Raw genomic sequence first — 25,553 nt, forward strand, 5'->3', positions numbered from 1 at the left:
TTAAAAAATAAAGAACGATAACTTTGTAGTAACTATAAAAAGTTTGGATATTTGTTTCAACAATCAACCTTTACTCAATTTTATGACCGTTAAAAAACAAACACTTGGAGAATTCATAATTGAAAATCAACATGCTTTTAAATATAGTTCTGGTGAGTTAAGTAGCCTTTTAAATTCAATTAGATTAGCTGCAAAAGTGGTAAATCATGAAGTAAATAAAGCAGGATTAGTAGATATCATTGGTGCTTTTGGAGATACTAATATTCAAGGTGAAGATCAGCAAAAATTAGATGTTTACGCAAATGATAAATTTATACAGACATTAACTAGAAGAAATATTGTTTGTGGAATTGCAAGTGAAGAAGAAGATAGTTTTATATCAATTAATAGTATTGATGAAAATCACCAGAACAAATATGTGGTTTTAATAGACCCTTTAGATGGTTCATCTAACATAGATGTAAACGTTTCTGTAGGAACTATTTTTTCTATTTACAGAAGGGTTACATCAACAGGATCACCTGTACAATTAGAAGATTTCTTACAAAAGGGTAGTGAGCAAGTTGCAGCAGGTTATGTAGTATATGGTACTTCTACTATGTTAGTTTATACGACTGGAGATGGTGTTAATGGTTTTACCTTAAACCCTGCAATTGGTTCTTTTTACTTATCTCACCCAAATATGCAGTTCCCAAAAGATGGTAGTATTTATTCTGTCAATGAAGGAAATTATATGGATTTTCCATTAGGTATAAAAAAATACATAAAATACTGTCAAGAGGAAGAAGGAGATAGGCCTTATACAAGCAGGTATATTGGTTCTTTGGTTTCTGACTTTCATAGAAATATGATTAAAGGAGGTATTTATATGTACCCAAAAGGTTCTAGAAATCCGAACGGAAAGTTACGTTTACTTTACGAATGTAATCCTATGGCTTTTTTAGCTGAACAAGCTAATGGTTATGCTTCTGATGGCTATACAAGAATTATGGATGTAGAACCTACAGAACTACACCAAAGAGTTCCATTTGTTTGTGGAAGCAAAAATATGGTTACTGAATTAGAAGAATTTATGCAAAAATATGGTGAATAGCCACAATCTATGTTACTATAAGTTAACAAATTATTAAAGACTTGGTATTGGTACTATTAAATGTTAAATTTGTTACTCACTAATTATAATAAACTTTAAAATATAAAATTATGGCTTTTGAATTACCAGAATTAGGATACGCACATGATGCACTAGAACCACATATTGATGCTAAAACTATGGAAATACACCATGGAAAACATCATAATGGATATACAACAAAATTAAACAATGCAATTGAAGGTACTGAATTAGCAGGCAAATCTATAGAAGATATTTTAACTAACTTAGACATGAGTAATAATGCTGTTAGAAATAATGGAGGTGGCTTTTACAATCACTCTTTATTCTGGACAGTATTAAACCCAAAAGATAGAGGTTATTTATCTGGAGAATTAAAAGATGCTATTGAAGCAGAATTTGGTTCTAAAGAGGCTTTTATAGACGCTTTTTCTAAGGCTGCAGCAACACAATTTGGTTCTGGTTGGGCTTGGTTATGTGTACATAAAGGAGGTAAAGTAGAAGTTTGTTCTACACCAAACCAAGATAACCCATTAATGCCAGGTGTAACTTGTGGTGGAACTCCAATCTTAGGATTAGACGTTTGGGAGCATGCTTACTACTTAAACTACCAAAACAGAAGACCAGATTATATTGATGCCTTCTTTAAAGTAATTAACTGGAATGAAGTTGAGAGAAGATATGCAGCAGCAAAATAAGTAACATAGTTATTATTAAGTCACTTAGTGATTTAATAAACATATAAAAAAGAAAAGCATCCAAATTAATTTGGATGCTTTTTTGTTATACTCTAGTTTTTATAAACTAGTAAGCTCTTTTGTCATTTCCTTCATAAAAATTAATGAATGCTTGATTCACAACACGCATTCCTCCAGGAGTTGGATAATCACCGGTAAAATACCAATCTCCTAAATTATCTGGACAGGCTTTGTGCAAGCCTTCTATTGTTTGATAAATTACCTCAACCTCAGCTTTAATTTCTTCCGTTTTTAGCATCTCTGCAATTTTAGCCGAAATTTGTTCTGGTGTAAAAGGGCTGTAGATATCTTTTACATAATTTACAATATCTACATCTTCATTATTTTGCTGCGCTTTACTTTTTTGATAAACCTCGTCTACAATATGATATTGATTGGTTTGTTCTAACAACTCAATAGCTGCTTTAAATGCAATAAATGCATCAATTCTAGCCATATCTATACCATAACAATCTGGATATCTAATTTGTGGAGCAGAAGAAACCACTACAATTTTCTTAGGATTTAATCTGTCTAAAATTTTAATGATACTTTTCTTTAACGTTGTTCCACGAACAATACTATCATCTATAATTACTAAATTATCTGTAGGCTTTACAACACCATAAGTAATATCGTAAACATGTTCTACTAAATCACCTCTAGAATTATCATCTGCAATAAACGTTCTTAATTTTGCATCTTTAATAGCAATTTTTTCAAAACGAGGTCTTTCAGATAAAATTTCAGTTACTTTTTGAGCAGATAATTTTGTGCCACCAGCTAAAATTTTAGCTGTTTTTTGCTGATTCAATAAATCTTCAGCAGCTTCTGTCATTCCGTAAAAAGATGTTTCTGCTGTATTTGGTATATAAGAAAAAACAGAATTAGAAACATCAGAATTTATAGACTTTAAAACTTGTGGAAAAACATACTTACCTAAGTTTTTACGCTCTTCATAAATGCTGGCGTCACTTCCTCTAGAAAAATAAATACGCTCAAAAGAACAAGATTTCTTTTCTCTTGGTTCATTTACCTTTTTAATAGAAACTTTACCACTTTTTTTAATGATTAAAGCATGGCCTCTCTCTAATTCTTGTACTTTATCTATTTCTACATTAAATACAGTTTGTATTACTGGTCTTTCTGAAGCAACCACAACAACCTCATCATCTTCATAGAAAAAAGTTGGTCTAATTCCATTAGGATCCCTTAACACAAATGCATCTCCATGACCAACCAAACCAGCCATTGCATAGCCTCCATCCCAATTTTTAGAAGAACGTTTTAAAACTTTTTTTAAGCTTAAATTTTCTTCTATAAATGGTGATGCATCTTTTTTATTAAAACCTTGCTTTTTGGCTTTTTGATATAGCTTACCAACTTCATCTTCTAAGAAATGTCCAATTTTTTCCATTACAGTTACAGTATCTGTAAACTCTTTTGGATGCTGGCCTAACTCAATTAACTCATCTAACATTTGGTTAGAGTTTGTCATGTTAAAATTACCTGCAACAATTAGGTTTTTATGTTTCCAATTGCTTTGACGCAAAAACGGATGAACACTTTCTATAGAGTTTTTACCAAAAGTTCCATAACGGACATGACCTAAAAATAAATTACCTACATAAGGCATGTTTTTTTCTTGCCAATCAACATCGTCTTTCTTGTCTGAGTATTCCTCTAAAACTCCATTTATTCTATCATTAATCTGAGCAAAAATATCTTGAATAGGCTGTGTTTTATTAGAACGTACTCTACTAATATATCTAGTCCCAGGATCTATATTAAACTTTACACTTGCGAAACCAGCACCATCTTGACCACGATTGTGTTGCTTTTCCATTAATAAATACATTTTATTAATTCCGTAAAAAGCAGAACCATATTTGTCTTTATAAAATTGTAATGGCTTCTTTAATCTAACCAAGGCAATTCCACATTCGTGTTTAATTGCGTCACTCATTTATTTTAGTATTTGTTGTTTTTACTACAAAAAAATCCGCGTTTTTAGGCGCGGATTTTCATGCTATGATAATTCTATATCAAATTGTGTTAATTCTTTAAAAGCTTGCAAGCGATTTTTTACTTCTTCTTTTGTTAGCTCTTGCATACGTTCAGTCCCAAATTTCTCTACACAGAATGATGCTAAATTGGAACCATAAATAATGGCGTTTTTCATATTTTCAAAAGAAATATCTTCTGTTTTTGCTAAATATCCGCAAAAACCTCCTGCAAAAGTGTCTCCTGCACCTGTTGGGTCAAAAACTTCTGCTAATGGTAAAGCTGGTGCAAAAAACATTTTACCTTCATTGAATAACAAAGCGCCATGTTCTCCTTTTTTAATCACCACATATTTAGGACCCATTGTATGAATCTTTTTAGCTGCATTTACTAATGAATATTCTTCAGAAAGTTGACGAGCTTCTTCATCATTTATAGTAACTACATCTACTCTTTTAAGTACATCATGCAAATCACTCAATGCAATGTCCATCCAAAAGTTCATAGTATCTAAAACTACTAATTTTGGTCTTTCATTCATTTGATCTAAAACAGATGCCTGAGTTAATGGATGTAGATTACCCAACATTACAATACCTGAGTCTTTAAAATTTTCTGGCACAACTGGCTGAAAATTTTCTAAAACATTTAACTCTGTAATTAACGTATCTCTAGAATTCATATCATTATGATATTTACCACTCCAAAAAAACGTTTTCCCTTCATTAATTATTTCAATACCATCTGTATTTATACCTTTGGCATTCATCATTTCTAAATAACTCTCAGAAAAATCTCCTCCAACAACTGAAACAACTCCTGTTTTAACACCAAATTGACTTGCTGCTAAACCCACAAAAGTTCCTGAACCTCCAAGAATTTTATCAGTTTTGCCAAAAGGCGTTTCTATTGCATCAAAAGCTACTGTACCAACTGCTAATAATTTGCTCATTTCTTAAATATAATCATTAATTTTGCAATACTTGTCTATACAAGGTAATTAAGCAGCAAAAATAAGTTTTAAAAATGACTATCAAAGAAATACAAGAAGAAATTATTGATGAGTTTTCGATGTTTGATGATTGGATGGAACGTTATGAATACATCATTGAATTAGGTAAATCTTTACCAATGATTAACGATGAATTTAAATTAGATGAGAACCTAATTAAAGGTTGCCAATCTAAAGTTTGGTTGTATTCTGAGTTAGATGATAAGAACGTAAAATTTACTGCAGATAGTGACGCTATTTTAACAAAAGGTATAGTAGCACTTTTATTAAGAGTTTATTCTGGGCAGAAACCTGAAGATATTTTAGCTACAGAAACACATTTTATAGATGAAATTGGTTTAAAAGAACACTTATCTCCCACAAGAGCAAACGGATTGGTTTCTATGCTTAAACAAATAAAAATGTATGCAATTGCGCAACAAGCAAAATTGTAAAACAAATAAAAATTAACATGACTGACAAAGAATTAGAAGAAATAGGAGATAAAATAATTGGTGTTTTAAAAACGATTTACGATCCTGAAATCCCAGTAGATATATACGAACTTGGTTTAATATATGACGTATTTGTTTCTGAAGAAAATAATGCAAAAATACTAATGACACTTACATCTCCAAACTGTCCAGTTGCAGAAAGTTTACCTGTAGAAATAGAAGATAAGGTAAAGTCTTTAAAAGAAATTAATGACTGTGAAGTAGAGATAACTTTCGATCCTACATGGACTCAAGAAATGATGAGCGAAGAAGCAAAATTAGAGTTAGGTATGCTTTAATTTTTAATTTTATAAAAAAGTTGACCTTCTAAAGTTTAAAGAGAATGAAAGATGAAATCGTAAATAGAATTGCCAACAGTAAATTAGTAACTTTTGACTTAGAGGAAATATATCCAAAAGGTAAACGAGTCCTTTTTGATATTAAAGACTGGCTTTATGAAGAATTAATTTTAAAAGAACAAGAATTTAGAACTCAAGTTAAAGCGCACAATTGGTCTGCTTATAAAGATTCTTTTGTTGCAATTACTTGTTCAGCAGATGCAATTATACCATCATGGGCTTTTATGTTAATTGCTGCAGAAATAAACCCTTATGCCAATAAAGTAGTCATTGGTAATTTAGAATTGTTAGAAACTGTTATTTACCAAGAACTAATTGGGTTCTTAGATTTAAGATATCTTGCAGATAAACCAGTTATCTTAAAAGGCTGTGCAGATAAACCAATACCACCCTCTGCTTTTGCATTTTTAATACAAAAAATACAACCTATTTGTAAGAGCATTCTTTTTGGGGAAGCATGCTCTACGGTTCCTTTATATAAATCTAAAAAATAATTTTCCCTTTTTACATATTCTTTTATTTTTGTATTTAATTCAATAACTAGTGTGAAGTATTACTCCCTCTTCTTCTTGCTTATCTTTTCGTTCTTTACTGTAGTTGGGCAAACAAAAAAAAAAGATACCTTACCCACGCCAAAATGGAAAATTCATGGTCGGTTTGCTTTTATTTTCAATCAATCTTCTTTTTCTAATTGGAGAACAGGAGGTGTAAATACAATTGCCGGTAACCTTAACGTAAACTATGATTTTAACTACAAAAAAAAGAATATTAACTGGGACAGCAGGCTAATAACTAGTTATGGGTTAAGTCACATAGAAGAACAAGGCTGGAGAAAAACAGACGATAGATTTGAATTCAACACACTTTTTGGCTTTAAAACATCTACTTATTGGTTTTTATCTTTTATTGGAAACTTTAGATCACAATATAGTAATGGTTTCGACTATAAAAAGGAACCTAAAGAAACTGTTTCAGGCTTTTTAGCTCCTGCTTACTTAACTTTTGGACCAGGAATGCTTTGGAAAAAATCTGATAATTTAAGTATAAATATTGCACCAGCTACAGCCAGATATACCTTTGTAAACGACTTTTTCTCTGGTAAATTTGGGGTTGCAGAAGGCAGAAATACAGCATTTAGTATTGGGTATAGCTTATCCGGTTACTATAAATTTCAAATCATGGAAAATATAGTGATGGAAAACATCTTAGCACTCTATACAGATTATCTTGCAAATGAGGGGAATATAGATGTAGATTATCAAGCAAATATTGGGTTTAAAGTAAATAAGCAAATTAAAATGCACTTAACATTTCAAGCCATCATAGATGATGATTCATCAAGTAAAATTCAGTTTAGACAACTATTTGGACTTGGATTGAATTATAGTTTTCACGAAAAAGTGAGTTACTAAAGGTGAATTAACCTAACATATAAAAACATAACTATTTGAAAATCATTGCTATTTATTTTTAAAAGGAAGCATTAGTCTAAAAAGTAAATGTTGCCTTTTAAATTCTGTTATTTTTGACTTATTATAAAATAAATTTTGATGAAAAAAATAACATTCTTTTTTGTACTTACTTTTTTAAGTGTTTCTATAAACGCACAAAGTGTAAATGAATTAAAAAAAGCACTTAACTCTAAAAAAGATTCAGTTGCTAGCTTACAAACTAAAGCAAAACAAATTCAAAAAACATTAAATGCACTTCCTGGATGGAGGCTAGGTGCTTTTGGAACAATTGGTGCAAGTTTATCTGGCTTTAACAACTGGTATGCTAGAGATGCACCAGATGCGAATGCTGCCAATATTGGAATAATTGTAAACGGTTTTGCCAATTTAATTGAAGAAGATTTTTTCTGGAGAAACTCTGGTAGTCTTAATTTAGGATGGGTAAAATTAGATGACAAATCTATTTCTGGAGATGAAGGTTTTGAAACAGCGTCTGATGTATTTACTTTATCATCTTTGTATGGTAAAAGATTAAATAAAAAATGGGCAATTTCTGGTCTAGGTGAATATAGAACTACTATAATAGACAATTTTAACAACCCTGTATATTTAGATATAGGTGCTGGTTTAACTTGGACACCAACAAGTCATTTGGTTGTAGTTATGCATCCAGGAAACTATAATTTTGTATTCAGTTCTGGAGATACTGTTTTTGAATCTTCTTTAGGGGCAAAAATAGTTGCAGATTATACAAATAAGTATGGAGGTTTGAGTATTAAATCTAACCTATCTTTATTTCAAAGCTATAAAAATACAGATTTATCTAATTGGACATGGACAAACTCTTTTGGATACACTTTATAGAAAGGAATTGGGTTAGGTTTTGAAACTGGACTTAGAAACAATAAGCAAGAAGCACTGAATAATGCGTTAATTAACAATGCTGCAGAATATTTTTTAACAGTAGATAACAAATTACAAACATACTGGTTATTTGGGTTAAGCTATGGCTTTTAACTAAAGTTTAATAACCTACCTTAAACCTCAGTAGATTACTGAGGTTTTTTTATTTTAGTTACTTTTGTAACTTAAATTACTATGAATGACTTTATTAATAATTTTCGCTACAGTTTCTATTTTTTTCTCTTTTTTGTGCTCAATTTTAGAAGCTGTCCTTTTAAGCATCACCCCAACATTTATCAATCTCAAAAAAAGTGAGGGATTAGATTATGCAAAAGAGTTAGAAGTTTTAAAGAAAGATGTAGACAAACCACTTATTGCCATTTTAACTATAAATACTATCGCTCACACTGTAGGAGCTATTTTAGTGGGTGTGCAAGCTAAAGTGGCTTATGCAGAACTGTATGGAAGAACCACAAAAAATATTTTTGGCTTTTTAATTACAGAAGATGTAATGGTGGGCTTAGTGTCTACTATAATGACTATTTTAATTTTAGTTGCTTCAGAAATTATACCTAAAACAATTGGCGCTACTTATTGGAAAGGTTTAGCAAACTTTACTTCTAAAGCACTTAACATTATGATTTTTCCTTTAAAATACACAGGAATTTTATGGGTTTTACAGCTTACCACAAAATTGATTGGCGGAAAAGGACATGGAAGTATTTTGAGTAGAGAAAGCTTTTTGGTAATGACAGAAATGGCTGAAAAAGATGGAGTTTTTAAGAAAAATGAAAGTAAAGTTATACGAAACTTATTAGGTTTTAAAGAGATAAAAGTAAATGATGTAATGACACCAAGATCTGTATTAGAACTTGCAGATGAGCAACAAACTATTCAAGATTTTTATCATTCTCATAAAAAATTACGTTTTTCTAGAATTCCTGTTTTTAAAGAGAATCCAGATGAAATTACCGGCTACTTTTTAAAAGATGATTTACTAGAGGCAATTATTAATGGCAAAGGCAATGAAACTTTATCGACCATAAAAAGAGATATTTTAATTACAGACAGAGCGTTATCTATACCCGATTTATTTGATCAACTTATAAAAGAAAGAGAACATATTGCATTGGTTGTAGATGAATATGGCTCTGTAAGTGGTCTAGTTTCTCAAGAAGATGTTATAGAAACGCTGTTAGGTTTAGAAATTATGGATGAATCTGACTCTGTTGCCGATTTACAAGCGCTGGCTAGAAAGTCTTGGGAAAATAGAGCAAAAAGAATGGGTATAGTAAAAGATAATACAAACATCTAACATTCTTTAAATAAAATACTAAAAATATTTACATAATAACAAAAAGTTAGTATCTCTACTCTTCTTTGTATTCATAATACAAGAAATCATTGTAAGGAAAACGTTGTACATGTATTTTCTTTACCTCTTCGTAGGTTTTATCTTTAAAATCTACTAAATTTTCTTTATTTAAAGCAGAAATAAAAATAGAAGCTACGTCTTTATCGTTCATCCAAGTTTTTTTCCAATCTTGTAAAGTATAATGCTCTTTTCCTTTTTCTGTAGCTAAATCGTCTTCTTCAATAGTTTCGTGTTGATAAGCATCAATCTTGTTAAAAACCATTAAAGTTGGTTTGTCTGCACAGTTTATATCATTTAATATAGAATTTACAGAAGCAATATGATCTTCAAAATTAGGGTGTGAAATATCTACAACGTGTAATAAGAGATCTGCTTCTCTTACCTCATCTAGCGTAGATTTGAAAGATTCGACCAATTGCGTTGGTAATTTTCTGATAAAACCAACAGTATCTGTCATTAAAAAAGGAATGTTCTTAATAACTACTTTACGAACTGTTGTATCTAAAGTAGCAAAAAGTTTATTTTCTGCAAAAACATCACTTTTACTAATAACATTCATTAAAGTAGATTTTCCAACATTGGTGTATCCTACTAAAGCAACCCTTACCATTTTACCACGATTCTTTCGCTGAACCGCCATTTGCTTGTCTATGGTTTTTAAACGTTTTTTTAGAACAGCTATTTTATCGCGAATAATTCGCCTATCGGTTTCAATTTCTGTTTCTCCAGGACCACGCATTCCAATTCCCCCTTTTTGCTTATCCAGGTGTGTCCATAAACGAGTTAATCTTGGTAGTAAATATTCACTTTGAGCCAATTCTACTTGTGTTTTTGCAGAACTTGTTTGAGCTCGTTGTGCGAAAATATCTAATATTAAATTAGTTCTGTCTAAAATTTTACAGTCTAAAATTTTCTCTATATTCCTTAATTGCGCGGGAGACAATTCATCATCAAAAATAGCAGTTCCAATCATGTTAGAATGTATATATGCTTTTACATCTTCTAACTTTCCTGCACCTAAGAAAGTTTTAGGATTTGGTCTTTCCATTTTTTGAACAAATCTTTTAACAACAAAACCACCAGCAGTTTGTGTTAGAAACTCTAATTCATCTAAATACTCTGTTGATTTTGCTTCATTTTGCTGTTGTGTAATAATACCTATTAAAACAGCTTTTTCAGAAATAGCCTCTTTTTGATCTATCATAGAGGACAAAAATACGAACAATTATCAATTGTAAAACCAAAATTAGACGAAACAATCCTAAAGAGATTATTAAAAAACAAAAAAACCTCAGCACAACCCGAGGTTTTAAACAATTAATTCAAACACTACACTTTTACTCTTATACTTTCTCTTTTTTAATTAAAGTATTTACACTTACAAAGTTAACGGGTTTGTTTATGTTTCACATATTATAAATGTTATTAAAACCTATAATTTAAGTTAAATTTAATCTTCGTTTTTTAGATTTAAAAAAACACTCCAGAAAATGGAGGTGTTTTTGGTAATATAAATTCCGTACAAATTTGTGAATGTTTGTCAGCATCATTAAAATTTTAATCATTTTAAGATTAAAAAAATCAGATAAAAATTCAATTATCCTATAGTTACAAAAACATGGAATTTTTAAATAAAATTAGTGCTGATCTCTTTTTTTAAAGGCAGCCATTAATTTTTCGTCATTTAGAATGTACTTTTTGTATTTACCGTCTTTATATCTGTAGTAAATAAACAATGGCATAAAAATAAATGCCAAGTAAAAAACACCCAAGCCCATAACAACTTGAGCTTTCTCATGCTCATTGTTTACTAAAAAAACACCTACTAACATCCAAATAATAAATACTACAAATAGTATTTTTAGTATTAACTTCATACTGTAAAATTACAAAAGTTCTATCTTTAAAACTTAAAATAGTTTAAATGAAATACAATTTATTATTTTTAATTTGCATCACTTTAAATGGTTGTCATAAAAAAATGAATACAAAAAATTCCGATAAAAAAATTATTATTGCGCATAGAGGTGCATCAGGTTATCTTCCTGAACATACTCCAGAGGCAAAGATAATGGCTTATGCTATGAATGCAGATTTTATAGAACAAGATATTGTACTTAGTAAAGACAACATTCCTATTGTTATTCATGACATCTATTTAGATGATGTCACAGATGTATCAGAAAAATTTCCAAAAAGACATAGAGAGGATAATCGTTTTTATGAAATCGACTTTACATTTAAAGAATTAAAAACATTACGAGTTTCTGAACGATTTATGCCTGAAACAGGGGAACAGGTATATAAAAAAAATTCCAAAAGAGAAAGGCAACTTTAAATTACATTGTTTATAAGAAGAAATAGAACTAATTCAGGGTTTAAATTTATCTACTGGAAAAAACATGGGAATCTATCCAGAAATTAAAGCCCCTAAATTCCACAAAGAAGAAGGAAAAAAATAAGTGAAATTGTCTTAAACGTTTTATCAACATATGGCTATAATTCTAAAAAAGACAACTGTATAGTGCAATGTTTTGACTCGGATGATTTAAAGCGAATTAGAGAAAATCTAAAATCTGATTTATTTTTAGTTCAACTAATAGAATCTCCAGAAGAAACTTTAAAACTAAAACATTTTGCGACATATGCAGATGGAATTGGCCCTTGGAATAAAAAAATTTTAAAAGAAAAGATAAATAACAAATGGACATTTACTTCTTTGGTGTCTGAAGCTCATGCATTAGGTTTAAAGGTACACCCTTACACATTTAGAGCAGATGCTTTAGGAGAGTTTCCTTCTTTTGAAAAAATGCTAGAGACACTTGTGATTGATGCAAATGTAGATGGCGTTTTTACTGATTTTCCAGATAAAGTTCACAAGTTTTTTACTGAAAATTAGCTTTATTTTCAGTAGATATACTTTATTTTATGTGGTAACCTCTATCAACTTATTTCTATAAGCTGTTAATAATTTAGATTTAGATATAAAACCTACATATTTATCTCCTTGCACAACAGGTAAATTCCAAGCATCACTGGTCTTGAATTTCTTCATAATTTCTGTAACAGAATCTTCATAAAATATAATTTCTGGAGCTGCTTTCATTAAAGTTTCTACAGTAACATTATTGTACATTTCTGTATCGAACATGAAGGGTCTTATATCATCTAACAAAACAATGCCTAAGAAAACTTTTTCTGAATTTGTAACAGGAAAAATATTTCGAGTAGATTTTGCAACCGCCGATTTTAACATATCTCCTAGTAACATTTCTGGATAAATAGTTTTAAAATTGTTTTCTATTAATCGATCAATCTTCATCATCATCATCACATTCTTGTCCTTATTGTGTGTTATCAATTCACCTCTTCTTGCCAATTCTGATGTGTAAATAGAATTTGCAATAAAGTATTTGGTAAAAGCAAAACTTATAGCAGCTACCAACATTAGTGGTACAAATAAATCATAACCTCCAGTAATTTCTGCAATTAAAAAAATAGCTGTTAAAGGGGCATGTAAAACACCAGCCATTAAGCCAGTCATACCAATTAATGTAAAGTTAGACTCAGATACATTACCTCCTAAAGTATTTATAATTTTTGCAAAAACATTACCCAAAGATGCTCCCATAAATAGTGTTGGTATAAAGATACCTCCAACTCCACCAGCTGCAAATGTGGTTGTCATTGAAATAGCTTTAAACAAAGCAATTAAAATTAGAAATGCAATAACAATCCAAATATTGGTTAAATCTACATTATAAGGTAATGTTGCTAAAGCATCTGTTGTATTTCCATTTAATAAATTATTAATTAATCCGTAACCTTCACCGTATAAAGGAGGAATTAAATACAACATTAGGCCAATAGCAAAGCCACCAATAATTAACCTATGTATTCGTTTTTTAAAGTAATTAAAGAACTTTGTAATTCTAAAATAAATTTTAGAAAAATACACAGAGGCTACACCTGTCCCTAACCCTAAAATAATATAGTACAAAACATCTTTAACCTGAAAAGTATCTATCAACTGAAAACCAAAAAGGGCATCTCTCTCAAAGAAAAAATACGATGTAATTACTGCTGAAACAGAAGCTAATAAAAGTGGCACTAAAGATGCAAATGCCAAATCTAAACTAAAAATTTCTACTGCAAATACAATTGCTGCAACTGGTGCTTTAAACATAGAAGACATTGCTCCAGCTGTTGCACAACCAATAAGCAACATTCTAGTTTTTGAGCTCATATGAAATAGCTGAGAAACATAAGAACCTAAAGCAGCACCTGTACTAACTGCTGGACCTTGCAGACCTGCAGAACCACCAAAGCCAACTGTAATTGGAGCCGTAATTAAAGAAGCATACATTTTGTACTTTTCTAAAATTCCATTTTTTTTAGAAACAGCATGTAAAGTAGTCGAAATTCCATGGCCTATTTCCTTTTTAATCACCTTCTTTTTAATGTAAAAGACGATAATTAAACCGATTATAGGAAAAATAAAATATAAGGAATGATGAAAATCTTTAATGAATTTACCTTCTAAAAGATTCTCGAAAAAGAACGTTAAATTCTTTAATACAGCAGTTCCTAAACCAGCCAATAAGCCTACTAAAACACTTAGAACATAAATAAACTGACGTTCAGAAATAAACTGATATCTCCAAAGTAATATTTGTTTTAGGTATTTATTCTTAGTTGGCATAAAGAGAGAACTACTTGCTTTTAGATATAATGTCTGTACCTAAATAACCATTGTCTTTGTTATAATACCAAGCTCTAATCTTTGACATTTTAATATCATTAACAACCTCTAAACCAGACAATAAAATGTATTCTCCACTATCTTTTGTATCCTTAAAAAACTGGTATACTTCCATTGCATAAGTATCAGGATTAAAATAAAAGTACCAAGTATCTTTACTATAGGTTGCTTTTAGTACCAAATACTCTTTTTCTTTAAAATTACGCTTTTCTATTTTTTGATGAATAATAGTTCCTTCATCTTTTAATTTCATAGGCAAGCCATATAAATACGTATAATAGTTTTTGTATAAATTGGCACGATCGCAATTTAAACTATACTTTTTCTTTATTTCCGCTGATAAGTTATGATTTCCGTTTAAACTAAGACTGCAAGAACCTTTATCTAAAGTAAATTGGGTAATTACTGTATCTCTTTTGGCAAGAACAGCAAAGTATTGATTGGGTAAATCAATATTAATTTTACTAATTCTATCTGCATTCTTAGGTGTTTCCATAGTTACAAACAACTCACCTTTAAAGGTTGCCCAATTTCGATTTGGATCATGAAATTGTATTGCTTTTTCCAATAATTCATCCCCAGTAATTGTTTGAGAAATGGTAGTTATTGAAATAAATAGGACTAAAAGTATGATTAGTTTTTTCATATTTTAAAAGTAATAAAAATAGCGAAACGAAAAACTCCACAGATTTTAAAACCTGTGGAGCCTAAAAAAATATTTTATAATTGGCTTATTCTTTAATATCCAATTTTAAACTTAACTCTTGTAATTGCTCATCATCAATAAATGCAGGTGCATCTATCATAACATCTCTACCTGAATTATTTTTTGGGAATGCAATAAAATCACGAATGGTTTCCTGACCTCCTAAAATAGCAACCAATCTGTCTAAACCAAAAGCTAAACCTCCATGAGGTGGAGCTCCATACTCAAAAGCTTCCATTAAGAATCCAAATTGAGCTTTCGCTTCTTCTTCAGAAAAACCTAAATGCTTTAACATTGTTGCCTGAATTTCTTTATCATGAATTCTGATAGAACCTCCACCAATTTCATTTCCATTTAACACTAAATCGTAAGCATTTGCTTTTACTTCTCCTGGTTTGGAATCTAATAACTCTAATTGACCAGGTTTTGGTGATGTAAATGGATGGTGCATTGCATGATAATGACCTGTTTCTTCATCTAACTCTAATAGTGGGAAATCTATTACCCAAAGTGGAGCAAATACTTTAGGATCTCTTAACCCTAAACGTTCTGCTAATTCCATTCTTAAAGCAGACATTTGTGCTCTAACTTTATTGGTTTCTCCAGATAAAACACAAACTAAATCACCAGGTTTTGCACCTGTAACTTCAACCCATTTTGCTAAATCTTCTTGATCGTAAAATTTATCTACAGAAGATTTAAAAGTACCATCTTCATTAACTCTACAATAAATCATTCCAAGAGCACCAACTTGTGGCCTTTTTACCCATTTAATGATATTATCAATCTCTTTTCTTGTGTATGCATTTCCACCAGGAACAGCAATACCAATTACGAGTTCAGCATCATTAAATACTTTAAAATCTTTATGTTGAGTTACTGCATTTAGTTCTCCAAATTCCATCCCAAAACGAATATCTGGCTTATCATTTCCATACAAACGCATTGCATCATCAAACAACATTCTTGGGAATTTCTCTACCTCAACTCCATTAATTTCTTTTAATAAATACCTAGTAAATCCTTCAAAAATGTTTAAGATATCTTCTTGTTCAACAAATGCCATTTCACAGTCAATCTGTGTAAATTCTGGCTGTCTGTCTGCACGTAAATCTTCATCTCTAAAACACTTTACAATCTGAAAGTATTTATCCATTCCACCAACCATCAACAATTGTTTAAAGGTTTGAGGACTTTGAGGAAGTGCATAAAATTGCCCTTCGTTCATTCTAGAAGGAACTACAAAATCTCTTGCACCTTCTGGAGTTGATTTAATTAAGTAAGGTGTTTCTACTTCTATAAATTCTTGATCAGACAAGAATTTACGAACTTCCATAGCTACTTTATGACGAAAAATCAAACTGTCTTTTACAGGGTTTCTTCTAATATCTAAGTATCTATATTTCATTCTGATGTCTTCTCCACCATCAGTTTTATCTTCAATTGTAAAAGGAGGTAACTTGGCTTCGTTTAAAATTTCTAACTCAGAAACCAATACTTCAATTTCACCAGTAGCTAATCTATCATTCTTAGATTCTCTCTCAATAACAGTACCTTTTACTTGAATCACAAATTCTCTACCTAAAGATTTTGCTTTTTCTATAATGTCTTTAGAAGTACGTTCTTCATCAAAAATTAACTGCGTAATTCCATACCTGTCTCGCAAATCTACCCAAACCATAAAACCTTTGTCTCTAGATTTTTGCACCCAACCTGCTAGCGTAACTTCTGTGTTAATGTGTGATGCTCTTAAGGCACCACAAGAATGACTTCTATACATTATAAATTTCTATTTACAATTCTGAATTTTTTCAGAATCTTTATTATGTTCTTATAACTCTAATCTAACTTCAAAGATTAGATGCAAATTTAATCATTTCATAAGAAAAACATCTGCTTTTATAATTTGATTTAATACAGATTAATCTTTGTAAATTTGTTTTTATGAGCGTAGTTAATATTCAAGAAAAATTCGAGCTTTTTACAGATTTATGGTCGCCTAAAAAAATAGGAGAATTAAATGGACAGCAAATTTTATTGGCAAAAATAAAAGGAGAATTTGTTTTTCATAAGCATGATAATGAAGATGAACTTTTTATGGTAAAAAAAGGTGTTTTAGAAATGCATTTACATGATAAAATTGTAACCATAAATGAAGGCGAATTCTATATTGTGCCTAAAGGCGTAGAACATAAACCTGTTGCCAAAGAAGAAGTTCATATACTTTTATTTGAACCTCTAACTACAAAACATACAGGAGATGTTGTTGCAGATATAACTGTAGATACATACGAATCAATATAAAAAGTTATGAATTATGAGTTTTGAGTGATGAGTTAACCACTAACTAGTAACTTAAAACCAAACACCAAATTAAATGAGTAAACTTTATTTAGTGCCAACACCAATTGGTAATTTAGAGGACATGACTTTTAGAGCAATTCGTATTCTAAAAGAAGCAGATTTTATTTTAGCTGAAGACACTAGAACAAGTGGAAAGTTGCTAAAACATTTCGAAATTAATACGCAAATGCATTCTCATCATATGCATAATGAACATAAATCTATTGAAGGAATTTTAAATAGAATTAAAAGCGGAGAAACTTGTGCAGTTATTTCTGATGCAGGTACCCCTGCTATTTCAGACCCTGGTTTTTTATTAACTAGAGCTTGCGTAGAAAACAATATTGATGTAGAATGTTTGCCTGGTGCAACTGCTTTTGTTCCTGCTTTGGTAAATTCTGGTTTACCAAATGATAAATTTGTTTTTGAGGGATTTTTACCTGTTAAGAAAGGAAGACAAACTCGTTTACTATTATTAGCAGAAGAAACAAGAACCATGATATTTTACGAATCTCCTCACAAACTAATTAAAACTTTAGTGCATTTTGAAGCATATTTTGGTAAAGAAAGAAAAGTTTCAGTTTCTAGAGAACTTACAAAAATGTTTGAAGAAAATGTAAGAGGAACAGCTAATGAAGTGTTAACTCATTTTAATAAAAAACCTCCAAAAGGTGAGATAGTAATTATAGTCGAAGGAAAATCTTTAAAATAAACTTAGTTTACTTTTTTAGTGGTAATAATAATTACTCTATTCAAAGCATTGTGTTTTTCCAATGCTTCTTTTCCTTTTAAAACTTCGATTTTTTCAATTTTATCAGGAGTTAATTTTTGTAACTCTTTTTTATTAGATTCTTTTCCATCTATTATTATGGTTGGAAAAAATTTGTCATTTTTCACATTTCCATTTTCAACAGTTTTTAAATGATAATAATTAAAAGTTTTACCCAATTTAGTCACTATTAAAATAGCTCCGTTTGGAGCATTGTATTTTTTAATTGCATTTTCACCTTTTACTACATGCATTGTTGCTATTGTAGTTGGATTAATAATTTCTACTGGAAAATCGAACTTTTTCCCATCAACAAAAATTAAAGGCTTCTTGCTGTTTTTTTCATTGAAACCATCTTTATTTTCAGCATTTTTTGTTTGACCGAACGCTATAAAAGACATAAATATTAGTAAAAAAAAGTAAGTACACTTTTTTTCATTTTTTTATATTTTATTTGTTTAAAAATAAATAAATTAAAAATAATGACACTGGAATTATTAAAAAATAAACTTAACAAAAACAAGTCTGATATTTTATTTTCAGAAGTTATACAAGTAATTGAAAATAATTACATCTTTAAACCAACTGCATTTAAGAATGGAAAATTAGAAAATAATGCAGGTGAAAATTCTGGCTATGAAGGCTTGACTTTTAGTGATACACCACTTTTATTAAAATCATAAAATTTCTAAAAAAACTAAATTTGTAACTCTATTTCTAGTAATGATTAATATTTAGAACCATCATGTTTACCGACTTCAAAACCATGTTTTCCTAAAAAATGGTTTCCACTTTCTATAGCATCTTCTTCTAAAGTTGTACCCATAGAATCATTCCATCTATTTAAATACCCAAATAAAGAAATAACGCCTAACATTTCTACAATTTCTCCTTCATCCCAATATTTATATAACTCCTCTTTGATTTTTGAATCTACTGCATTTGGAACCATAGAAGCCGCTAATGAAAAATCTAAAGCAGCTCTTTCTGCATCTGAAAATGCTTTATGAGTTTTGTATTCCCAAATATTATCTAATTGTTCTTGTGCTGCTCCATAACGTTCTGCAGCTCTAATTGCATGTGCTTGGCAATATCTACAACCTGTTGCATTACTAGAAACCCAAGCTATCATTCTTTTTAAAGCAGATGTAACTCCACCTTCATTAGCCATTACAGCTTTGTTTAAATTAATAAATGCTTTAGAAATTGCTGGTCTTCTTTGCATGGTTAAAACTGAGTTAGGGCAAAACCCTAATGTTTCATTAAAAAATTCTGCTAATTTCTTTGTTTCTAAATCGTGCTTTGCAGCTAAAGGTGTTACTAATGCCATATTTTTTATTTTCTTATTAAGCTAAAATTACCTGTTTTTTCTATAGACAAATTATTGATATCTGTTAAATTTACTTTAAACCAATAATTATTTGAAGGTGCAGGTTTTCAATTCGAAATACCATTCCAACCTTCGTTATTATCCATTTTGTACAATAAAACTCCAAATCTATCATAAATAAATACAATAGATAACCTAATTTTATGTTGCAGAGATTTTTTCATTTTAAAGATAAACAATTTGTGATTTCTTACTTTTGTAACAAAGCACAATTTACTACTTCATTCTTTAAATAAATAAATTATGGTAAAAAATATAGTTACTACAAAATGGACACAGAAGTCTCAATTTGATTCAGATAATCCTAGTGGTCATCATTTAACAATGTTTGATAAGTCTCAAGATAATGGAGATGTTGTTGGGTTTGCACCTAAAGCTTTAATGTTGTCTTCTTTGGCTGGTTGTTCTGGTTTAGATGTAGTTTCTCTTTTAGAAAAAATGAGAGCTGAAGTTGCTCAGTTTCATATTGAAGTTACTGCAGAACTTACAGATGAACATCCAAAATTTTACAATAAAGTAAAAGTAGATTATCATTTTACAGATGCAGAATTACAACCAGATAAAATTCAGAAAGCTGTAAATTTATCAGTAACAAAATACTGTGGAGTTATGGAAATGTTTCGAAAATTTGCTAAAGTAGAAACAGAAATTCATTTTCATAGTTTATAATCTTAAAGTTCAACATTTGCTATGAGATGGACTTTAAAACCAGCACCAAATTCAGAGAAAGTTAAAACGCTTGCAAAAGAATTACAGGTAACACCTACGATTGCCAAAATTCTTTGTCAAAGAAATATTGAATCTTTTAACGATGCTAGACTATTTTTTAGACCTAGTTTAGAAGATATTCATGATCCTTTCTTAATGAAAGATATGGATTTGGCTGTAGAAAGAATTGACAAAGCAATTGCTAACCAAGAAAACATTTTAGTTTTTGGCGATTATGATGTTGATGGCACAACTGCTGTATCTTTAGTTGCTTCTTATTTAAGAACATTAACACCTAATATTGCAACTTATATTCCTGATAGGTATGCAGAAGGTTATGGCGTATCTTATGCAGGAATCGATTTTGCAGAAGACAATGATTTCTCTTTAATTATTGCTTTAGATTGTGGAATTAAAGCCATTGAAAAAGTAGCTTATGCTAATGAAAAACGGATTGATTTTATAATTTGTGATCATCATAAACCAGGAGCTGAAATACCAAATGCAGTTGCTGTTTTAAATGCAAAAAGAGAGGATTGTTCTTATCCTTTCGATGAATTATGTGGTTGTGGAGTTGGCTTTAAATTAATACAAGCTTTAGGTGTTTCTAGAAACCAAACCATAGAAGAATTTGTGCCCTATTTAGATTTGGTTGCAACTGCAATTGCTGCAGATATTGTACCTATGAATGGCGAAAACAGAGTTTTGGCATATTATGGGTTACAGGTAATTAATCAAAATCCTAGAAATGGAATTAAAGCATTAGTACATCAAGTAAAAAAGAAGGTACTAACCATTACAGATGTTGTTTTTATAATTGCACCAAGAATTAATGCTGCAGGTAGAATGAAACATGGTAATTATGCAGTTGAACTTTTAACAGAAATGGATTTTGACTCTGCTGTACAATTTGCTGCAGATATTGAAATTTTTAATGCAGACAGAAAAGATCTAGATAAAAAGATTACAGATGAAGCCTTAATTCAAATCATAGATAATGATGAGGAAGAACGTTATACATCAGTAGTTTATCAAGAAGATTGGCATAAAGGTGTAATTGGCATTGTAGCTTCTAGATTAATAGAAAAATACTACAGACCTACTTTAGTTTTTACAAAAAGTGGGGATAAACTTGCAGCTTCTGCACGTTCTATAAAAGGTTTTGATGTGTACAATGCTTTGCAAGCGTGCTCTGAGTTTATAGAGCAATTTGGAGGTCATAAATATGCAGCTGGATTGACCTTATTACCTGAAAATTATACGAATTTTAAAAATAAATTCGAAGAAGTTGTTTCCAAAACAATAGATAAAAATCTATTAACACCAGAAATTACTATAGATGCTGAACTAGAATTATCTGAAATTACACCAAAATTATTTAGAATTTTAGAACAAATGGCTCCTTTTGGACCTCAAAATATGAAACCCGTTTTTAAATCGAGTTGTGTTAGAGATAATGGTTATGGAAAACAAGTTGGTGCAGACAAAACACACTTAAAACTGAATGTTTTTCAAGGTGATAACAAACAAACCTTTGGAGCAATTGGGTTTAATTTGGGTGATAAATTAGAACATGTTCAAAATGATTTTGACATTGTTTACACACTAAATGAGAATGTTTGGAATGGCTACAAATCAATTCAATTGGTCTTAAAAGACTTAAAGTAAATAGCTTTAAGACTCCATAGAAAGCAATACCATCCTTAACTCCATAAACGTAAAAGACTTATCTACTTTCTCTTTTAATTCTGTAAGGTTTTTAAACTCAACCTCTTCAATTTCATTTATAATTTTCTTGTAGCGTTTTAATTCAATTAACTCTAAAACATCTACCTCTCCAGAAGGAATAAAACTTGCTAAATAACTTTCTATTGTACCAACTGTTAAACTGCGTTCTTTTGCAATTTCTTTAATTGATAGTCCAGATTTAAACAGCTCAAAAGTAATTTGTTTGGTAGATTTTTTATCTTCCTTTTTTTGTTCATTAAACTTATTAATTCCGTTTTCTAAACAATACTCTTCTATTACCTCTAAAATTTCTTCACCATATTTTTGAACTCTAATTTTGCCCATTCCTAAGATTTTTAGCAACTCTTTTTCAGATCTTGGTAAAGCATCACAAATGGCATACAAAGTTTCTTGTGTAAAAATTTGAAAGTGTGGAATTTTGGCTGCTTTAGAAATATCATCTCTTAACTCCCGTAATTTTAAAGCCAAAATAGGATCTCTTTTAGAGCTTAATTTCTTCTTCTTTTTAGGTTCAGTTTTTTGTAAAACAGCATTGGCTCTTACTTGCAGATATTCTTGAACCTTAAAACCAACTTTCATTTTTTGTAGTGCAAATATCTTTTCTTCTAAAAGTTCTTGTAAAGCATCAAACTGTTTAGAAAAGTCTTTTTTTATAGCCTTATTATCTGAAGAAAACTGAATGGCATCTATGGGTTTTTGAATATTGTTGGTAGTTGTATTTAGAAAATAATCCACACCTTTTAAAAATCGTTCTTGAATTGGAGAGCTATTTTCTGGCAAAACACTGTTTTCTGCTAAAGTATTTAGTTGATTTTTAAATCCGTTAGCAACTTTCATTAAAGCAACAACTCCATCGTCTTTTATAGTTTGTAGATGATCAATAACATCACCTTTTATACTTGTTTGGTTTTTGTAGAAAATATCTAATAGCCTAGAAATTGGATACAAGAACTTATGATAATCAAACAGTTCTGCCATTAAATTTAACTGAAAATCTTTTTCTGAAGCTACTAAATCTGCTTCATCAGGATGATTTTCTTCTACACTTTCATTAAACTGACTTACAGTTTGATCGTTAATAATTGCATTGCTAGTTATTGGTGTTTTTAAGACCAAACCTTCTAAAGAAGTACATCTACTTAAAGCCACATATATTTGCCCATGTGCAAATGAGGCTTCTGCATCAATTATAGCTTTATCAAAGGTTAAACCCTGACTTTTGTGAATGGTGATTGCCCAAGCCAAACGTAAAGGAATTTGTGAAAAAGACCCAATTACGTCTTCTTTTATCTCTTTAGTTTCATCGTTTATTGAGTAATTTACATTGTCCCATTTTTCTCTTTCAGTTACAATTTCATCAATTTCATTTGGGCATTGCACAGTTACACTATCTCTAGAAATATCTGTAACTATACCTATTTTACCATTAAAATATCTTTTTTCTGGTGATGAATCATTTTTAATAAACATTACTTGAGCACCAACTTTAAGTGCTAATTTTTCATCATTTGGAAAAGAATTTTCATTGAATTTTCCAGAAACTTCAGCATCAAAATAATGGGTTTTATTTTTAAGTTTATTCAGCTCGGATTCGTTAATTGTATTGGCTCTTCTATTATGAGTAGTTAGTGTTATGTAGTTATCATCTGCATTTGGTGAAAACTTAGGGTTATATCTTTCATTTAAAATTTTTGCAGATTTGTCTGATAAATTATCGTTTCTAATTTCGTTAAGAATGGTAATAAAATCTTCGTTTTTCTGACGATAAATATGTTTTAATTCAATAGAAACTACATTGGCTTCTTGAAATGCTTTTGAACTAAAAAAGTATACAGTACTGTAATATTGTTGCAATAAACTCCATTCATTAGGTTTAACTACAGGAGAAAGTTGCTGTAAATCTCCAATCATTAAAACTTGTGCTCCACCAAAAACCTTATTTCTGTTTTTGTATCTACGCATCACTTGGTCTATACCATCTAACAAATCTGCTCTAACCATAGAAATTTCATCAATAATTACTAAATCTAAAGATTTAATAATATCAATTTTTGTTTTTGAAAATCTACGCTGTTGATTGTTTTGGGTTTGATTGGGTAGAATTGGCCCAAAAGGCATTTGAAAAAAAGAATGAATGGTAACCCCTTTTGCATTTATAGCTGCAACTCCTGTAGGTGCAACAATTACCAATCTTTTTAAAGATTCGTTTTTAATTTGATGTAAAAAAGTAGTTTTACCCGTACCTGCTTTACCTGTAATGAATAGGTTTCTATCGGTTTTTTCGATAAAACTTAAGGCAAGTTCTAATTCAGGGTTTGTGGGCATTTTAGCTTTTTGATGCAAGATAATCAAACCAATATTATAAAAAAGATAATTGAATATAGAATAGTTTTTAAAAAACATTATTACATTAAAAAATCCTGAGCAAAAGCTCAGGATTTTTTAATTTGTCTACTCAGTTTCTGAGTTACATTTCTAATGCTTTTGTTGGATTGTTATCCATCAATAATTCTATTGGGTTTTCTAATGCTTCTTTTACAGCAACTAAAAAACCTACAGATTCACGACCATCAATGATTCTATGATCGTAAGAAAGAGCTACATACATAATTGGTTGAATTACTACAGATCCGTTTACAGCCATAGGTCTATTTACAATATTATGCATTCCTAAAATTCCACTTTGAGGAGGGTTTATGATTGGCGTTGATAACATAGAACCAAATACACCTCCGTTTGTAATTGTAAAAGTACCACCTGTCATTTCATCTACAGTTATCTGACCATCTCTAGCTCTAATAGCCAAACGTTTTACTTCACTTTCTACTCCTCTAAACGATAAATCTTCAGCATTTCTAATAACAGGTACCATTAATCCTTTAGGCCCAGAAACTGCGATAGAAATATCTTGAAAATTGTGTTTTACTTGGAAGTCACCGTCTATCATAGAGTTTACATCTGGATACATTTTTAGAGCTCTAACAACGGCTAAAGTAAAGAAAGACATAAACCCTAAACCAACACCATGTTTTGCTTTAAAATCTTCTTTATATTGAGATCGTAAATCGAAAATTGGCTGCATATTTACTTCGTTAAATGTCGTTAACATTGCCGTTTCGCTTTTTACAGCTACCAAACGTTCTGCAACTTTTCTACGTAACATAGACATTTTCTTACGCTCAGTTCCACGAGTTCCATTTGCTGGTTGAGACCCCATAGAAGGTACTGCATTTACAGCGTCTTCTTTAGTTATTCTACCATCTTTACCAGTACCTTTTATTGCTGATGCAGCAATTCCTTTTTCTGCTAACACTTTCTTTGCTGCAGGAGAAGCTGTACCAGTTGCATAAGTTGTCTCTTTTGAAGCTGGTTCTTCTACTTTTTGAGAAGCTTCTTTTGGAGCTTCTTCCTTTACAGGACTATCTCCTTCTGGTTTTGTAGCACTTGTATCTATAAGACAAACCACATCTCCAACAGCAACTGCATCACCTTCTTCTGCTTTTAAAGTGATTATTCCGCTTTCTTCTGCAGGTAGTTCTAACGTTGCTTTGTCTGAATCTACTTCTGCAATGGGTTGATCTTTTTCAACATAATCTCCATCTTCAACTAACCAAGTTGCAATTTCTACTTCTGTGATTGATTCTCCTGGAGAAGGAACTTTCATTTCTAAAACACTCATGGTTTCTTTTTTATATTTA

Annotated in this window: 26 protein-coding genes; 15 read left to right on the plus strand and 11 right to left on the minus strand. The window is 30.4% G+C overall.

Annotated elements, in window-relative coordinates; all coding sequences use genetic code 11:
• Nucleotides 1-82: 82 nt before the first annotated feature.
• Both fbp and Q0L44_RS09105 read left to right on the plus strand, forming a co-directional pair.
• Nucleotides 83-1,093 (plus strand): class 1 fructose-bisphosphatase, encoded by a 1,011-nt coding sequence (gene fbp, locus Q0L44_RS09100; protein WP_296637716.1) that lies wholly within the window; start codon nucleotides 83-85, stop codon nucleotides 1,091-1,093.
• A gap of 110 nt (nucleotides 1,094-1,203) precedes the next feature.
• Entirely contained in the window at nucleotides 1,204-1,812 is a 609-nt protein-coding gene (locus Q0L44_RS09105; protein WP_296637717.1) for a superoxide dismutase, read from the plus strand.
• 106 nt (nucleotides 1,813-1,918) lie between these two features.
• On the opposite strand, the gene Q0L44_RS09110 is transcribed toward Q0L44_RS09105, so the two are convergent.
• Nucleotides 1,919-3,817, minus strand: a complete 1,899-nt coding sequence (locus Q0L44_RS09110) for an amidophosphoribosyltransferase (protein WP_296637719.1) — start codon at nucleotides 3,815-3,817, stop codon at nucleotides 1,919-1,921.
• 63 nt (nucleotides 3,818-3,880) lie between these two features.
• Nucleotides 3,881-4,807, minus strand: coding sequence for a PfkB family carbohydrate kinase (locus Q0L44_RS09115; RefSeq protein WP_296637720.1), 927 nt, complete (start codon nucleotides 4,805-4,807; stop codon nucleotides 3,881-3,883).
• A gap of 74 nt (nucleotides 4,808-4,881) precedes the next feature.
• Here Q0L44_RS09115 and Q0L44_RS09120 point away from each other — a divergent pair, with 74 nt between their 5' ends.
• The 6 genes from Q0L44_RS09120 to Q0L44_RS09145 all read left to right on the plus strand — a co-directional run bounded on the left by Q0L44_RS09120 (nucleotide 4,882) and on the right by Q0L44_RS09145 (nucleotide 9,368).
• On the plus strand, nucleotides 4,882-5,301 hold the full coding sequence (locus tag Q0L44_RS09120; protein WP_296637722.1) for a SufE family protein: 420 nt from the start codon (nucleotides 4,882-4,884) through the stop codon (nucleotides 5,299-5,301).
• A gap of 17 nt (nucleotides 5,302-5,318) precedes the next feature.
• Entirely contained in the window at nucleotides 5,319-5,639 is a 321-nt protein-coding gene (locus tag Q0L44_RS09125) for a DUF59 domain-containing protein (protein WP_296637723.1), read from the plus strand.
• A 44-nt stretch (nucleotides 5,640-5,683) separates the two neighbouring features.
• Nucleotides 5,684-6,193 (plus strand): DUF2480 family protein, encoded by a 510-nt coding sequence (locus tag Q0L44_RS09130; protein WP_296637741.1) that lies wholly within the window; start codon nucleotides 5,684-5,686, stop codon nucleotides 6,191-6,193.
• A gap of 75 nt (nucleotides 6,194-6,268) precedes the next feature.
• Nucleotides 6,269-7,111 carry a DUF3078 domain-containing protein gene (locus Q0L44_RS09135; RefSeq protein WP_296637743.1) on the plus strand — a complete coding sequence of 281 codons (843 nt, stop codon included), beginning with the start codon at nucleotides 6,269-6,271 and terminating at the stop codon, nucleotides 7,109-7,111.
• Nucleotides 7,112-7,249: 138 nt separating this feature from the next.
• Nucleotides 7,250-8,014, plus strand: coding sequence for a DUF3078 domain-containing protein (locus tag Q0L44_RS09140; RefSeq protein WP_366085343.1), 765 nt, complete (start codon nucleotides 7,250-7,252; stop codon nucleotides 8,012-8,014).
• Between the two features lie 238 nt (nucleotides 8,015-8,252).
• On the plus strand, nucleotides 8,253-9,368 hold the full coding sequence (locus Q0L44_RS09145; RefSeq protein WP_296637744.1) for a CNNM domain-containing protein: 1,116 nt from the start codon (nucleotides 8,253-8,255) through the stop codon (nucleotides 9,366-9,368).
• A 55-nt stretch (nucleotides 9,369-9,423) separates the two neighbouring features.
• Here the strand turns inward: Q0L44_RS09145 and hflX are convergent, their stop codons facing one another.
• Both hflX and Q0L44_RS09155 read right to left on the minus strand, forming a co-directional pair.
• Nucleotides 9,424-10,632 (minus strand): GTPase HflX, encoded by a 1,209-nt coding sequence (gene hflX / locus Q0L44_RS09150; RefSeq protein ID WP_296637746.1) that lies wholly within the window; start codon nucleotides 10,630-10,632, stop codon nucleotides 9,424-9,426.
• 433 nt (nucleotides 10,633-11,065) lie between these two features.
• Entirely contained in the window at nucleotides 11,066-11,305 is a 240-nt protein-coding gene (locus Q0L44_RS09155) for a hypothetical protein (RefSeq protein WP_296637748.1), read from the minus strand.
• A gap of 47 nt (nucleotides 11,306-11,352) precedes the next feature.
• Here Q0L44_RS09155 and Q0L44_RS11580 point away from each other — a divergent pair, with 47 nt between their 5' ends.
• Entirely contained in the window at nucleotides 11,353-11,766 is a 414-nt protein-coding gene (locus Q0L44_RS11580; RefSeq protein WP_366085346.1) for a glycerophosphodiester phosphodiesterase family protein, read from the plus strand.
• 129 nt (nucleotides 11,767-11,895) lie between these two features.
• On the plus strand, nucleotides 11,896-12,327 hold the full coding sequence (locus Q0L44_RS11585) for a glycerophosphodiester phosphodiesterase family protein (protein ID WP_366085362.1): 432 nt from the start codon (nucleotides 11,896-11,898) through the stop codon (nucleotides 12,325-12,327).
• Between the two features lie 27 nt (nucleotides 12,328-12,354).
• Here Q0L44_RS11585 and Q0L44_RS09165 read toward each other — a convergent pair whose 3' ends face one another.
• From Q0L44_RS09165 to aspS, 3 genes are all read right to left on the minus strand, one after another.
• On the minus strand, nucleotides 12,355-14,130 hold the full coding sequence (locus Q0L44_RS09165) for a chloride channel protein (protein WP_296637749.1): 1,776 nt from the start codon (nucleotides 14,128-14,130) through the stop codon (nucleotides 12,355-12,357).
• Between the two features lie 10 nt (nucleotides 14,131-14,140).
• A complete protein-coding gene (locus Q0L44_RS09170; RefSeq protein ID WP_296637751.1) occupies nucleotides 14,141-14,836 on the minus strand; it encodes a DUF6503 family protein in 696 nt (231 codons plus the stop codon).
• Nucleotides 14,837-14,921: 85 nt separating this feature from the next.
• On the minus strand, nucleotides 14,922-16,676 hold the full coding sequence (gene aspS, locus Q0L44_RS09175) for an aspartate--tRNA ligase (protein WP_296637753.1): 1,755 nt from the start codon (nucleotides 16,674-16,676) through the stop codon (nucleotides 14,922-14,924).
• Between the two features lie 164 nt (nucleotides 16,677-16,840).
• Here aspS and Q0L44_RS09180 point away from each other — a divergent pair, with 164 nt between their 5' ends.
• Nucleotides 16,841-17,200 (plus strand): cupin domain-containing protein, encoded by a 360-nt coding sequence (locus Q0L44_RS09180; protein ID WP_296637754.1) that lies wholly within the window; start codon nucleotides 16,841-16,843, stop codon nucleotides 17,198-17,200.
• Between the two features lie 73 nt (nucleotides 17,201-17,273).
• The gene (gene rsmI, locus Q0L44_RS09185; RefSeq protein ID WP_296637756.1) at nucleotides 17,274-17,951 is read left to right on the plus strand and encodes a 16S rRNA (cytidine(1402)-2'-O)-methyltransferase; all 678 of its coding nucleotides are present in this window, start codon (nucleotides 17,274-17,276) and stop codon (nucleotides 17,949-17,951) included.
• Between the two features lie 2 nt (nucleotides 17,952-17,953).
• Here the strand turns inward: rsmI and Q0L44_RS09190 are convergent, their stop codons facing one another.
• A complete protein-coding gene (locus tag Q0L44_RS09190) occupies nucleotides 17,954-18,409 on the minus strand; it encodes a hypothetical protein (RefSeq protein WP_296637757.1) in 456 nt (151 codons plus the stop codon).
• An 81-nt stretch (nucleotides 18,410-18,490) separates the two neighbouring features.
• On the opposite strand from Q0L44_RS09190, the gene Q0L44_RS09195 reads away from it, so the two are divergent.
• A complete protein-coding gene (locus Q0L44_RS09195) occupies nucleotides 18,491-18,691 on the plus strand; it encodes a HopJ type III effector protein (protein WP_296637759.1) in 201 nt (66 codons plus the stop codon).
• Between the two features lie 44 nt (nucleotides 18,692-18,735).
• Here the strand turns inward: Q0L44_RS09195 and Q0L44_RS09200 are convergent, their stop codons facing one another.
• Entirely contained in the window at nucleotides 18,736-19,338 is a 603-nt protein-coding gene (locus tag Q0L44_RS09200; protein WP_296637760.1) for a carboxymuconolactone decarboxylase family protein, read from the minus strand.
• Between the two features lie 303 nt (nucleotides 19,339-19,641).
• On the opposite strand from Q0L44_RS09200, the gene Q0L44_RS09205 reads away from it, so the two are divergent.
• Both Q0L44_RS09205 and recJ read left to right on the plus strand, forming a co-directional pair.
• On the plus strand, nucleotides 19,642-20,067 hold the full coding sequence (locus tag Q0L44_RS09205) for an OsmC family protein (RefSeq protein WP_296637762.1): 426 nt from the start codon (nucleotides 19,642-19,644) through the stop codon (nucleotides 20,065-20,067).
• Between the two features lie 21 nt (nucleotides 20,068-20,088).
• Entirely contained in the window at nucleotides 20,089-21,774 is a 1,686-nt protein-coding gene (recJ, locus tag Q0L44_RS09210) for a single-stranded-DNA-specific exonuclease RecJ (protein WP_296637763.1), read from the plus strand.
• A gap of 6 nt (nucleotides 21,775-21,780) precedes the next feature.
• On the opposite strand, the gene Q0L44_RS09215 is transcribed toward recJ, so the two are convergent.
• Both Q0L44_RS09215 and odhB read right to left on the minus strand, forming a co-directional pair.
• Nucleotides 21,781-24,180 carry a helix-turn-helix domain-containing protein gene (locus Q0L44_RS09215; protein ID WP_296637765.1) on the minus strand — a complete coding sequence of 800 codons (2,400 nt, stop codon included), beginning with the start codon at nucleotides 24,178-24,180 and terminating at the stop codon, nucleotides 21,781-21,783.
• A gap of 142 nt (nucleotides 24,181-24,322) precedes the next feature.
• Complete coding sequence (gene odhB, locus Q0L44_RS09220; RefSeq protein ID WP_296637766.1) at nucleotides 24,323-25,534, minus strand: 2-oxoglutarate dehydrogenase complex dihydrolipoyllysine-residue succinyltransferase; 1,212 nt, start codon at nucleotides 25,532-25,534, stop codon at nucleotides 24,323-24,325.
• Nucleotides 25,535-25,553 lie beyond the last annotated feature (19 nt).

The organism is Polaribacter sp. (assembly GCF_024639685.1).
Lineage (GTDB): Bacteria > Bacteroidota > Bacteroidia > Flavobacteriales > Flavobacteriaceae > Polaribacter.